Below are 13172 nucleotides of genomic sequence, written 5' to 3' on the forward strand. Positions count from 1 at the left end.
AGCCCCTTTTAATATTTCTTGCCGGGAGGCGCTTCGCTTACCCGGCCAGCAATGTTCATCCACTTTTCATTTCGGCTGGCAATCAGCCGAAAAGCGAAGCGAATTACTCAATAGTACGTTGGATCTCAATGATCTCGAACACTTCGATCATATCGCCGGTACGTACATCATTGTAGTTCTTAACGCCGATACCACATTCCATACCGTTACGGACTTCGTTGACGTCATCTTTGAAGCGACGCAGGGATTCCAGCTCGCCTTCATAGATAACCACGTTGTCGCGCAGAACGCGGATCGGGTTGTGACGTTTAACCACACCTTCGGTAACCATACAGCCGGCGATCGCACCGAATTTCGGCGATTTGAACACATCGCGAACTTCCGCCAGACCGATGATCTGCTGTTTCAGTTCCGGAGAGAGCATACCGCTCATCGCCGCTTTCACTTCGTCGATCAGGTTATAGATGACGGAGTAGTAACGCAGATCCAGACCTTCCGCTTCGATCACGCGACGCGCGGAAGCGTCGGCACGAACGTTAAAGCCAACCAGAATCGCGTTGGATGCCGCAGCCAGCGTCGCGTCGGTTTCGGTGATACCACCTACGCCGGAACCCACGATCTTCACTTTCACTTCGTCGGTAGACAGTTTCAGCAGAGAATCGGAGATAGCTTCGACAGAACCCTGAACGTCGGCCTTCAGAACGATGTTCACTTCGTGAACTTCGCCTTCGGTCATGTTGGCAAACATGTTTTCCAGTTTGGATTTCTGCTGACGCGCCAGTTTAACTTCGCGGAATTTGCCCTGACGGTACAGTGCCACTTCACGCGCTTTCTTCTCGTCACGCACAACCGTCGCTTCATCACCCGCAGCCGGAACACCGGACAGACCGAGGATTTCCACCGGAATGGACGGACCAGCTTCTGTTACTTCGCGACCCAGTTCGTCACGCATTGCACGCACGCGGCCATATTCGAAGCCACACAGAACGATATCGCCTTTATGCAGCGTACCTTCACGCACCAGCACGGATGCCACCGGACCACGACCTTTATCCAGGAAGGATTCGATAACCACGCCGCTCGCCATACCTTTACGTACGGCTTTCAGTTCCAGAACTTCGGCTTGCAGCAAGATCGCATCCAGCAGCTCGTCGATACCGGTACCGGCTTTCGCGGAAACGTGAACGAACTGGCTTTCGCCGCCCCACTCTTCCGGAATGATGCCGTACTGAGAGAGTTCGTTTTTAACGCGATCCGGATCGGCTTCTGGCTTATCGATCTTGTTCACGGCAACCACGACCGGCACCTGCGCCGCTTTCGCGTGCTGGATAGCTTCGATAGTTTGCGGCATCACGCCGTCATCGGCAGCAACAACCAGAACCACGATATCCGTTGCCTGAGCACCACGGGCACGCATTGCGGTAAACGCGGCGTGACCAGGGGTATCCAGGAAAGTGATCATGCCGTTGTCAGTTTCAACGTGGTAAGCACCAATGTGCTGAGTAATGCCGCCCGCTTCGCCAGAGGCCACTTTCGTTGAACGAATGTAGTCCAGCAAAGAGGTTTTACCGTGGTCAACGTGACCCATAATGGTCACAACCGGTGCGCGCGGTTCTGCCGCAGCACCTGTGTCACGGTCGCTCATTACCGCTTCTTCCAGCTCGTTTTCACGACGCAGGATAACTTTATGGCCCATCTCTTCAGCAACCAGTTGCGCAGTTTCCTGGTCAATAACCTGGTTGATGGTCGCCATTGCGCCCAGCTTCATCATCGCTTTGATGACCTGAGAGCCTTTAACCGCCATCTTGTTAGCCAGTTCGCCAACGGTCAGCGTTTCGCCGATCACGACGTCACGGTTAACCGCTTGTGCTGGCTTCTGGAAGCCCTGCTGCAGAGCAGAACCTTTACGCTGACGACCGCCTTTACCACCACGAACCGCAGCACGCGCTTCTTCACGGTCAGCTTTGCTTTCAGCGTGTTTGTTGCCTTTCTTCGGACGTGCAGCTTTCGCTGTACGGCTGCGACCACGACCGCCTTCAACTTCACGATCGTTATCATCTTCCGCCTGGCGGGCATGCTGGGAAGTGGTTACATGGTAGTCGCCAGTAGTCTCTTCTTCTTCGCTTGCCGGAGCCGCCCAGTTCGCTTCATTTTGTTCAGCCATACGACGAGCTTCTTCCGCTACGCGACGCGCATTTTCTTCCAGTTTACGACGAGCCTCTTCTTCCGCTTTGCGCTTGAGTTCTTGCGCTTCGGATTCACGGCGGGCTTTTTCCGCCTGGGCTGTCCTGGTCATTTCGTCAGATTGTTGGTTGCTCACTTTGCTATTTTCCGCAGCTTCGCGTTTTGCATTTTCAGCATTTTCGCGTTTAGCCTTTTCATCAGCTTCACGTTTCGCTCGAGCTTCAGCATCACGTTTGGCTTTGTCCTCGGCTTCGCGCTCAGCGGCTTCCTCTGCTTCACGACGGGCCTTCTCTTCCGCTTCACGCATCGCCTCTTCTTCCGCAGCGAGACGTTCAGCCTCTTGTGGATCGCGTTTTACAAAGGTGCGTTTTTTACGGACTTCGATCTGCACCGATTTACTTTTCCCACCGGTGCCCTGAATACTTAATGTACTGCGCGTCTTGCGCTGCAGAGTCAGCTTGTCAGGCGTAGAACCATGTTCACGGTTCAAATGCGCTAACAGCGTCTGCTTTTCTTGTGCCGTCACTGAGTCTTCAGCGGACTTGCGGATCCCTGCATCAGCAAATTGCTGTACCAGGCGGTCCACAGAGGTTTGAATCTCAGCGGCCAGCGTTTTTACGGTTACATCTGTCATGCTGTTCCTTCCTGCTACAGTTTATTACGCTTCGTCGCCAAACCAGCAAATATTACGTGCGGCCATGATGAGCTCACCTGCTTTCTCATCGGTTAACCCTTCGATATCGCTCAGGTCATCCACACCTTGTTCAGCGAGGTCTTCCAGCGTACAAACACCACGAGCAGCCAGTTTGAAAGCCAGTGCGCGATCCAGACCTTCCAGGTTAAGCAGGTCTTCAGCCGGTTCTTTATTACCGAGGCTTTCTTCCTGCGCCAGTGCCAGAGTGGTCAGCGCGTTTTTCGCACGATCACGCAGGGCTTCGACGGTATCTTCATCCAGACCATCGATTTCCAGCAGCTCTTTGATTGGCACATAGGCCAGTTCTTCCAGCGTAGAGAAACCTTCTTCGACCAGAACGGTGGCGAAATCTTCGTCAATGTCCAGGTAACGGGTGAAGGTATCAATCGCGGCATGAGCCTCAGCCTGATGCTTGGACTGCAGATCCTCAACGGTCATAACGTTGAGTTCCCAGCCGCTCAGCTGAGACGCGAGGCGCACGTTCTGACCATTACGGCCGATAGCCTGCGCCAGGTTGCCCGCCTCAACGGCGATATCCATGGTGTGTTTATCTTCATCCACCACGATAGAAGCAACGTCAGCCGGTGCCATTGCGTTGATAACGAACTGCGCCGGGTTATCGTCCCACAGCACGATATCAATACGCTCACCGCCAAGTTCCGTCGAAACAGCTTGCACACGCGCACCGCGCATACCCACGCAGGCACCGACCGGGTCGATACGCTTGTCGTTAGTCTTCACGGCGATTTTGGCGCGAGAACCCGGATCGCGGGCTGCGGCTTTAATCTCGATAACTTCTTCACCGATTTCCGGCACTTCAATGCGGAACAGTTCAACCAGCATTTCCGGTTTGGAACGGGTCACGAACAGTTGCGCACCGCGCGCTTCAGGGCGCACAGCGTAGAGCACACCGCGGATGCGGTCGCCCGGACGGAAGTTTTCACGCGGCAGCATATCTTCGCGCAGGATAACGGCTTCAGCGTTGTTGCCGAGATCCAGCGTGATGTTGTCGCGGTTCACTTTCTTCACCACGCCGGTGATGATTTCGCCTTCGTGCTCGCGGAACTGATCGACCACCATAGCGCGCTCAGCTTCACGTACTTTCTGTACAATGACCTGTTTTGCGGTCTGGGTGGTGATGCGGTCAAACGTGACGGATTCAATCTGATCTTCAACGTAGTCGTTGAGGTTCAGGCTCTCATCTTCGTAACGCGCTGCTTCGAGGGTGATTTCACGTGTCGGCTGCGTGACTTCTTCCACGATCAGCCAGCGACGGAACGTGTCGAAATCACCGCTTTTACGATCAATGCTTACGCGAACATCGATCTCTTGTTCATATTTTTTCTTGGTTGCTGTAGCCAGAGCACTTTCCAGCGCTTCAAAGATTTTTTCACGCGGAAGCGACTTTTCGTTAGAAACAGCTTCAACAACAGCCAAAATTTCTTTGTTCATCGGGGGCCTTTCACCTCAAATCCAGACTGTTAAAAGTGGGGGACCAGGTTCGCTTTTTGAATATTGCTCAATGCGAACACTTCATCTTTACCTTCGACCGTAACGGTGATCATCTCGCCATCGACATCTTTAATGATGCCCTGCCATTTACGACGGTTTTGAACCGCCATACGCAGAACCAGCGAGACTTCGTCGCCCTTAAAGCGCGCATAGTGCTCAGCCGTAAACAAAGGACGATCAAGACCTGGTGAGGAAACCTCCAGGTTGTAAGCCACGGTAATTGGATCTTCAACATCCAGTACCGCACTGACCTGGTGGCTGACATCAGCGCAATCATCAACATTGATGCCATCTTCACTATCAATATAGATGCGCAGTGTAGATGTGCGCCCGCGCACAAACTCGATGCCGACCAGTTCATAGCCCAGTGCTTCAACCGGCGCCGTAATCATCTCTGTTAATTTTTGCTCTAATGTGGACAAGTCCACCCCCAAGACATAAAAAAAGGGCGTATAGCCCAGTTATTTCGTACTCAGATAACAAAAAACCCCGATAAATCGGGGCTTTAAATAACTGAACCCTATAGCCGCAACTGCGGCCTGGAGAACCTTCCGTGAGTATTTTTTTCAAATCCAGCTGCGAAGGCGTTAAGTCTTCATAGTATATTTGAAAAAGAACACTTAGGGAAAGTGGTTGCGGGGGCCGGATTTGAACCGACGACCTTCGGGTTATGAGCCCGACGAGCTACCAGGCTGCTCCACCCCGCGCCTGAAACGTGGCAAATTCTACTCGCTTGAGTGCAAATTTGCAAATAATGCTGGGATTTGGTACCGAAGACGGGACGTAAAATCGGCCTGCAGTATATTGATAAACAAACCGTTCTGTCAACCGAAGTAGGTTAGCATCCTGTGCGCCCTGGCGTATGCAGTTTTGTTGCGTATGCTTTCTGAACAGGTAAACAGCACCGTTCACCACTATCGCAATGAAAATTGCACTCTTCTCTTCCGGTCATCGCCAAAAGATGATTAAATGAAAACTCATTTATTTTGCATAACCATTCACTAATTGTTCTGGTCGGATGGCACAAAGAGTATGGCGTGGCTGTTAAGTCTCTCACCATCGGTCTATCAAGCAGGGATTTTTTTATGACGACGATTCTCAAGCATCTTCCCGCAGGTCAACGTATCGGCATCGCTTTCTCCGGCGGCCTGGACACCAGCGCTGCACTGCTGTGGATGCGCCAAAAAGGCGCGGTTCCTTATGCATACACAGCGAACCTGGGTCAACCGGACGAGGATGACTATGACGCGATTCCCCGTCGTGCAAAAGAGTACGGTGCGGAAAATGCTCGCCTGATCGACTGCCGTAAACAGCTGGTCGCCGAAGGCATTGCCGCCATCCAGTGCGGCGCTTTTCATAACACGACGGGTGGTCTGACTTATTTTAACACTACGCCGCTCGGTCGCGCGGTGACCGGCACGATGCTGGTTGCGGCAATGAAAGAAGACGGTGTGAATATCTGGGGCGATGGCAGTACTTATAAAGGCAATGATATCGAACGTTTTTATCGCTACGGCCTGCTGACTAACGCCGAGCTGCAAATTTATAAACCGTGGCTGGATACCGACTTTATTGATGAGTTAGGTGGCCGTCAGGAAATGTCCGAGTTCATGGTCGCGTCCGGTTTCGATTACAAAATGTCGGCAGAAAAAGCCTACTCGACTGACTCCAACATGCTGGGCGCAACGCACGAAGCAAAAGATCTGGAGTTCCTCAACTCGAGCGTGAAGATTGTTAACCCTATCATGGGGGTTAAATTCTGGGACGAGAATGTAAAAATCCAGGCGGAAGAAGTTACCGTACGTTTTGAGCGTGGTCATCCAGTCGCGCTGAACGGTAAAACCTTCACTGATGATGTTGAACTGATGCTGGAAGCCAATCGCATCGGCGGTCGTCACGGTCTGGGCATGAGCGATCAGATTGAAAACCGTATTATCGAAGCGAAAAGCCGCGGTATTTACGAAGCCCCGGGGATGGCGCTGCTGCATATCGCTTACGAACGTCTGCTGACCGGTATCCACAATGAAGACACTATCGAGCAATATCACGCCCATGGTCGTCAGCTTGGTCGCTTACTCTATCAGGGTCGCTGGTTCGATCCGCAAGCGCTGATGCTACGTGATTCGCTGCAACGTTGGGTGGCGAGTGCTATCACTGGTGAAGTCACGCTGGAACTGCGTCGCGGCAATGATTACTCGATCCTGAATACCGTTTCCGACAATCTGACCTACAAAGCAGAACGTCTGACGATGGAAAAAGGCGAGTCCGTGTTCTCGCCGGACGATCGTATCGGGCAGTTGACGATGCGTAATCTGGATATCACTGATACCCGTGAGAAGCTGTTCAACTACGTGCAAACCGGCCTGCTTTCCACCTCTGCCGGCAACGGCCTGCCACAGGTAGAGAACCTGGAAAACGGCGAGAAGAAATAAGTCCCGCTCATCTTCGTGCCTGCTTTGCAGGCACGAACTTTTCCTTAAAAAAGGTTCGGATCAAAAATAACGGTAATCGCACCGCGATAAATATCCGGCCGGGTGGCCAGCATAGTGTCCACATCCTTCTGGCGCACCAGAAAATCTATACTACCTGCAGCATCCTGCGCATAGGATTGCGTATTAAAGACGTTGTTGCCCGTTTCTTTCCCAACACTGAGAGCTTTCCGTGTAACCGATGACCCAGTAGCACTATCAATAATATTACCGGGAAGGCTTAGTAAGGTCTTCACAGGCACTAACTGTCCTGAGTTATCACTTTTTAACGCACAATCCGTACCCACTTGCTCAGCGCAATTGAGATACACAGCAAATGCCCCGGAACTGGAGAGAGAAAAAGTACTGCGCCCAGTTAATTGTGGTGTAACCCGGGTAACCATCCACCGTTCCCAGTTGGCCTCCCCCTCATCTTCTGAACAAACTCGGCCAGTTGCACAAGGCTGTAAAGAGACTGATTGCGCCCCCGCAGCCGGAGTTAATTTCAATTCGTGATTGACAGAAAGTGAGAAATTAATCTCAAGGACACTGTCGTTTGCCTGGAAGTTAGTACCAAAATCGATATCACCGCCGGGCCCGATAGTATAAGTCACCTTCCCGACGTATTCGCCGGATGTCAGCGTTAATGGAGAAGGCGCAACCATAGTGTAACCAAAGCTTAACGTATTGACTTGTTTAACAAATTTAGCGCTACCAACAGGTCTGTCAACGCTAGAGAGACGATAGCAACCGCCAACGCCTTCAGGAATCCCCCATAACCACGCTACAGCCGTTTTTCCGATCAACCAACCAGCAGTTAGCGAATTACAGCCACCAAGAGCGGTGAGAGTAAATGCCCACCCGCTTTCCCCCCAATCATAGACACCATAATCGCTGTTGGCATCATATCGACCACTGAAGCTGCTCACGCGAAAACGGACAATAGCTCTGGTACCATTTTCAACGTTTGTTACTTCAACATCCTGGAATGATGATGGCCACTTGAAGTACAGGCTATCCTGCGGGGTATCGGTAGTCGTCAACCCTTTTTGCGGTGTTAATATCAGCCCCGTTGCGAGACTTCTTTCGCCATTGCCGCAATATGTTGGCCAGGTCGCGCAAAAACCACTCTGTGGTGTTGTATCGGTAAAAACCACATTCTCCGGGTTGGTTAATGAAGGTGAAAACGAGGCGCTGATATCCATCGTCACTGCCGATGAAAAAAAGCTTAAAAGGAGCAGGCTGATGGTCATCACCCCTGCAAGCATACGAGGAAGCTGAGGATTCATTATTTTCACGGGATCAGTAACTCAATAAATATTCGGGTCAAAAATGACGGTGACCGCACCGCGATACGTATCCGGCCGGGTGGCCAGCATGGTGTCCACATCCTTCTGGCGCACCAGAAAATCGATGCTGCCGGGTTTATCCGCGCCATAGGTTTTGGCAGTGAAGTAGTTCTGCCCCTCGGATTTGCCAATCAGCAGTGGTCTGCCGGTCACCGTTGAACCAGTCTGCGTATCAATCACGTTATCCGGCAGGTTTACCGACACACGCATCGGCACCCGCTGCCCGCTGTTATCGCTGGTAAGCGCACACTCGTCACCGACACGCTCGGCACAGTCCAGGAAAACCGTGAAGCCACCGGAACTGGAAAGGGTGAACGCGCTGCGCCCGGTCAGTTGCGGCGTCACGCGGGAAACCATCCAGCGTTCCCAGTTAGCCTCCCCTTCATCTTCCGAGCAGATTTTCCCCGCCGGGCAGGGTTGCAGGGCAACCGTCTGCGCACCGGCTGCCGGGGTGAGTTTCAGTTCGTGGTTGACAGTGAGGGTAAAGTTTAAGGTCAGGTTATTATCGCTGGCGGTGAAATTATCACCGAAATCAATATCACCACCCGGTCCCACATTCAGGGACAAGGTGCCGGTATAGATTCCGGACGCCATTTTCAGCGGATCGGGGGTGATGAGTTCATACCCGATGCTGGTTTCTTCTATCAAGTAAGGCTCGCCCGTCAGATCTTTCCGGGCTGTTTTATAGCAGGCCGCATCACTGACCGGCCATTTCCACATAAACCTATACCATGTATCGGAATAATTCCCCACTCCGGAATAACCGCAGGGCGCAGGGGCGTTAACAAAACTACTGCCATTCCATGTGTTTTGATGATCAGAAAGAACCCAGCCTGTCCGGGTTCGATACCTGGCGGCAAACGCATTAACCCGGAAGCCGAGCGTGACGGAGGAACCCGTTTGCTGGTTCACCACTGTGATATTGCGCATTGCACCTGGCATTTTAAAATACATCCCCATTCTGGGATCGGAATTCGCCGTAAACCCTGCCGTTGCAAGAGAGACGGTGATATTTCCCATGTTGATACTGACCAGCCCTGAACCTGCGCATTCCCCTGGAAAACTTACACAATATCCACTTTGCGGCGTGGTGTTGGTAAAGGTGTTGTTTTCCGGATGCGCCATTGAGGGCACAAATTCTGCCGTAATCTCCATCGTGGCTGCCGGGGAAAAGAAGCTTGTAACGAGGAGCAAGCAGGCGGTCATCATCCCAGCAACCACACGCGGACCTTGAAGATTCATTATTTTCACGGGATCGGTAACTCAATAAATATTCGGATCAAAAATAACGGTGACCGCACCGCGCCAGGTGTCCGGCCGGGTGGCCAGCATGGTGTCCACATCCTTCTGGCGCACCAGAAAATCGATGCTGCCGGGTTTATCCGCGCCATAGGTTTTGGCAGTGAAGTAGTTCTGCCCCTCGGATTTGCCAATCAGCAGTGGTCTGCCGGTGACGGTTGAACCTGTCTGCGAATCAATCACGTTATCCGGCAGGTTTAACGCCACACGCATCGGCACCCGCTGCGCGCTGTTATCACTGGTGAGCGCGCACTCATTACCGACGCGGTCAGCACAGTCCATAAACACCGTGAAACCACCGGAACTGGAAAGGGTGAACGCGCTGCGCCCGGTCAGTTGCGGCGTCACACGGGAAACCATCCAGCGTTCCCAGTTGGCCTCCCCTTCATCTTCCGAGCAGATTTTCCCCGCCGGACAGGGTTGCTGGGCAACCGTCTGCGCACCGGCTGCCGGGGTGAGTTTCAGTTCGTGGGTTACTGTCAGCGTGAAATTAATGTTCAGCATGGTATCGCTGGCTTCATACACATCGCCAAAATCGATATTGCCCCCGGGGCCAACGGTCAGTGATGCGGTGCCTTTGTACACGCCGGAGCTCATTTTCAGCGGGTCCGGCGTTTCCAGTTCGTAGGCAATACTCATGTCGTAGAAGCGGGAGGGTTCTGTCCGGTCAATAGTACTAACTTTGTAGCAGGCACCATCGGCTGGTGTGACTGCCCAAACAAATGCAGTCCATTGGGAGGTTCCCACAAGGGATCCCCCTCTCTGACAAGGTGCATTCGGGTACCCAAATGATCCCCCCAGCCAACTTTGATCATTACCTGCCAGTGAATAGGTCGCACTGAAGCCACTGACCCGAAAAGTCACTTGCGAAGTTTCGCCGGTAGTTTGATTGACAACGGGTATGCTCCTGGATTTATTACTCAGTCCGAAGTAAGGGTTATTTCTCGGGACATCATTGGCCACAATCGGCCTTTTCAAACGCAGTTCTAACGGCAGTGCAATCCCCCATACTCCTGCAGGGCAATACTGCGGCCAGGTCGCACAATATCCGGATAGCGGCGTGGTATTAGTGAATGCGCTGTTTTCCGGATTGGTTGCCGACGGGGTAAAACTGGCGGTGATATTCATTTCAGCCGCAGTTGCGCAGAAACTGATCACGCAGAATATGGCGGATAAAGCCATGCGCATTATCTGACGTTGCATAGACATATTATTTCTCGGGTGAATCAGCGCGCTGGCATTGAATGGCGCTGATAAACTGCACCTTCTTATTGGGTTCCAGCCCGGACGGAATTTCGCACAGAAGTTCAGGCTGCCCATTTTCTGCCGAAACCGTTAAATGGCGGTTCGTGGTACCGGTGTCCAGCGTTAATACGCCTTCTGCGTTGACCATGGCACCGGTGACATCGCTTTTAACATAACGGTTCCTGATGGCCTGCCCCTGTTCATCTTGCAGCATGCCGATCAAGGTAAAGGTCTTCACCGTTTTGATATTCAAATACTGAACGCTACCACGGTTCATTTGGATGCTCTGGCGTTCCGGGAAAACTTGCACACTGTCGCCACCACGGGCGCTAAACTGGATATCGCTCTTTTTCCATAATTCCGCTGGCAGAATATTTCGTCCCGGCTTCAGGCTGAGTTCACTCATGCTGCCGGTTGCCTGGATGCGGGTATTTTTATCATCCGCGTCCATATCAACAATTACCGCAGACTGCATACCGCTGTTATCACCGTTGACGGAGGCAATCTTTCCGCCGCCCATGACCAGCACCTGGCTCAGGTTAGCGCCAGCGGTACTGGTTTTGCTCCGCATACCATGTTGTGCGTAGAAATTACCGTTCACCCATGGCGTATCCACTGCACCATTGCCATTAAGAACCGTATCTCCTGCATTCCAGGAAACTCCGGCGCCCAAATTACGCAGCGTATTTTTCTCCGTCGGTTCCCATTGATATTGCAAGCTGGAAAAACTTTGATCCTGTTCCAGACCGGTGCTAAACGAAACCGAATGCTCGGCAGCCGGAGACAAAGCGATCGACACGCTAAAAGAGATACCCCTATCGCGGCGATTATTATCAAATGCCGGGCGGTCGTAGGCGCTCATTCGTAAACTGGTATCACGGTCTAAAAAACGCGTTTGCGTACTTAACGACACATCCGCTGCCGCCCCTTTGCGCCATGGCGTATCAATATATTGCGCATTGAAAATCAGCGAAGAAGCCCTCGGCAAACGTGATGACAAAGAAGCGCCCCATGTCTGGCCTGTCTGGCGGGTACGAACACGGTGCCCATAAACATCGCTAAGCGTTGAACGCCAGTAAAGACTGGCTGAACCACCGGCATACAAATTGCGGTAATAGCGAATATCCGTGTCCTGATTAGCTTGATATTGCGAGCTGCCAAGCGTGTATTGCGCAAAAAAGCGATCGTTTTGCGAAAGTGTAATATTGGTTCGCGTGCGCAAGTGCTGCTCTTTTTCAGTAATAGCGCCAGAGAACCCAACAGTAGCCCGCGGATTAACCAGTAACTCCACCCCTGCGCCGGCAGTAAAAGGATTACTATCAACAACGCTTAAATCCCCACTTCCCAGAGTGCGACGTTGCCCGCCCCATAAATTCATCCGCCAGCGTTTATCGGGATTATTCCAGCCCTGAGCCTTAAAAATTTGCGCTTCTTGTGTATCGATAACCTGACCATTTTCAATAACTTTGATCGTAATATCATAAATACCGAGAGGCAGTGGACGAGTATCCAACGCTTGTATGCCTGGCTGAAGTTGCTGGGTGCGAATCATTTGCCCATTTCGCCAGACTTCTGCAATAGACTGATTACGCCCTGTTACGTAGACGGGCCAGGCGCTCACACTGTCGGTTGTTGCCAGCAAAGCATCGGATGTTCCCCACATACCGCCAACGACAGTGTCGTTGCCAAAACCTGAGGTCTGCACGTTGCCGTTATCGCTATCGGGGGTAAACAATCCCAGACGGAAAAAGCTCCCCTTCAGCTCTTTTTGTGTGAAGAGTTGGTAAATGCTGTAGTTGTTATAATGGTATTCACCTTCGGTGCCTGTAGACTGGAACGCCACTTGTTGGCTCCAGCCCCCCAGCGAAGATGTTAAAGATGAGTTAATCCCCCAACTACGCATGGAGGCAGCTTCGGATAACGAAACGCTGTTGCTCATAATTAACCCTGCCGGTGTATCATCAGGAACTGACAGATAATTACTGACGACCTGGCTGGTTTCATAATTGGCGGTATAGAGTTTTAGCGCAGAGTTATCCAGTGAATAGTCAACCTGCATCAGCCCGGACGGACATGATAAGGTGCATTTTCCTGCCGACACGCCTTTCTGAAGAACATCAGACCAAATGGCATTTGTCGCGTGATCGCTATTCGGCTGTTCATCAATAATTCTCAGCAGTTTTATTTCCCCATTTTCACTCAGGGAAGCACTGGCATCGAAAATATAGTTGTCGTTCAGATATACCTGAACGACAACTTCAGAATTATAAAAATACCGCTTAAAATCCTCTGGCAGCCCTTTCATATTTGCAGCAAGTTGCATATCACCAGCCGAAACAATGAAAGGAACTGCGGCCAGGAATATTAATGATATTTTCATAATATATAGATGATTTTTAAATTATAAACGGGCTTAAGAAA

At 51.8% G+C, this 13172-nt stretch carries 9 protein-coding genes and 1 tRNA gene; 2 read left to right on the plus strand and 8 right to left on the minus strand.

The features are described 5' to 3' along the window. Positions 1 to 103: 103 nt before the first annotated feature. The 4 genes from infB to IP581_RS20485 form a co-directional block, all read right to left on the minus strand. Positions 104 to 2818 carry a translation initiation factor IF-2 gene (gene infB, locus IP581_RS20470; protein WP_086870111.1) on the minus strand — a complete coding sequence of 905 codons (2715 nt, stop codon included), beginning with the start codon at positions 2816 to 2818 and terminating at the stop codon, positions 104 to 106. 24 nt (positions 2819 to 2842) lie between these two features. Beyond that, a complete protein-coding gene (gene nusA, locus IP581_RS20475) occupies positions 2843 to 4330 on the minus strand; it encodes a transcription termination factor NusA (protein ID WP_086870109.1) in 1488 nt (495 codons plus the stop codon). 29 nt (positions 4331 to 4359) lie between these two features. Then, complete coding sequence (rimP, locus tag IP581_RS20480; RefSeq protein WP_065370654.1) at positions 4360 to 4812, minus strand: ribosome maturation factor RimP; 453 nt, start codon at positions 4810 to 4812, stop codon at positions 4360 to 4362. A gap of 208 nt (positions 4813 to 5020) precedes the next feature. Continuing rightward, positions 5021 to 5097 (minus strand) — tRNA-Met (locus IP581_RS20485). Between the two features lie 378 nt (positions 5098 to 5475). Here IP581_RS20485 and argG point away from each other — a divergent pair. Further along, positions 5476 to 6822 (plus strand): argininosuccinate synthase, encoded by a 1347-nt coding sequence (gene argG, locus IP581_RS20490; RefSeq protein ID WP_017457351.1) that lies wholly within the window; start codon positions 5476 to 5478, stop codon positions 6820 to 6822. A gap of 44 nt (positions 6823 to 6866) precedes the next feature. Here argG and IP581_RS20495 read toward each other — a convergent pair whose 3' ends face one another. The 3 genes from IP581_RS20495 to IP581_RS20505 all read right to left on the minus strand — a co-directional run bounded on the left by IP581_RS20495 (position 6867) and on the right by IP581_RS20505 (position 10253). Further along, the gene (locus IP581_RS20495) at positions 6867 to 8111 is read right to left on the minus strand and encodes a hypothetical protein (RefSeq protein ID WP_228007790.1); all 1245 of its coding nucleotides are present in this window, start codon (positions 8109 to 8111) and stop codon (positions 6867 to 6869) included. 57 nt (positions 8112 to 8168) lie between these two features. Continuing rightward, entirely contained in the window at positions 8169 to 9362 is a 1194-nt protein-coding gene (locus IP581_RS20500) for a hypothetical protein (RefSeq protein ID WP_228007791.1), read from the minus strand. 108 nt (positions 9363 to 9470) lie between these two features. Next, positions 9471 to 10253: a hypothetical protein gene (locus IP581_RS20505; protein ID WP_228007792.1), complete on the minus strand. Its 783-nt coding sequence runs from the start codon at positions 10251 to 10253 to the stop codon at positions 9471 to 9473. A gap of 208 nt (positions 10254 to 10461) precedes the next feature. On the opposite strand from IP581_RS20505, the gene IP581_RS20510 reads away from it, so the two are divergent. After that, complete coding sequence (locus IP581_RS20510) at positions 10462 to 10701, plus strand: hypothetical protein (protein WP_193821264.1); 240 nt, start codon at positions 10462 to 10464, stop codon at positions 10699 to 10701. Positions 10702 to 10716: 15 nt separating this feature from the next. On the opposite strand, the gene IP581_RS20515 is transcribed toward IP581_RS20510, so the two are convergent. Continuing rightward, positions 10717 to 13131, minus strand: coding sequence for a TcfC E-set like domain-containing protein (locus IP581_RS20515; protein ID WP_228007793.1), 2415 nt, complete (start codon positions 13129 to 13131; stop codon positions 10717 to 10719). Positions 13132 to 13172: the final 41 nt, after the last annotated feature.

It is taken from the genome of Kosakonia pseudosacchari (assembly GCF_015167415.1).
Classification (GTDB): domain Bacteria; phylum Pseudomonadota; class Gammaproteobacteria; order Enterobacterales; family Enterobacteriaceae; genus Kosakonia; species Kosakonia pseudosacchari.

Bases quoted from the DNA above. Each gene is read 5' to 3' on its own strand.
- nusA (WP_086870109.1), bottom strand. From the start codon at position 4,330: ATGAACAAAGAAATTTTGGCTGTTGTTGAAGCTGTTTCTAACGAAAAG.
- infB (WP_086870111.1), bottom strand. From the start codon at position 2,818: ATGACAGATGTAACCGTAAAAACGCTGGCCGCTGAGATTCAAACCTCT.
- IP581_RS20495 (WP_228007790.1), bottom strand. From the start codon at position 8,111: ATGACCATCAGCCTGCTCCTTTTAAGCTTTTTTTCATCGGCAGTGACG.
- argG (WP_017457351.1), top strand. From the start codon at position 5,476: ATGACGACGATTCTCAAGCATCTTCCCGCAGGTCAACGTATCGGCATC.
- IP581_RS20515 (WP_228007793.1), bottom strand. From the start codon at position 13,131: ATGAAAATATCATTAATATTCCTGGCCGCAGTTCCTTTCATTGTTTCG.
- IP581_RS20500 (WP_228007791.1), bottom strand. From the start codon at position 9,362: ATGGAGATTACGGCAGAATTTGTGCCCTCAATGGCGCATCCGGAAAAC.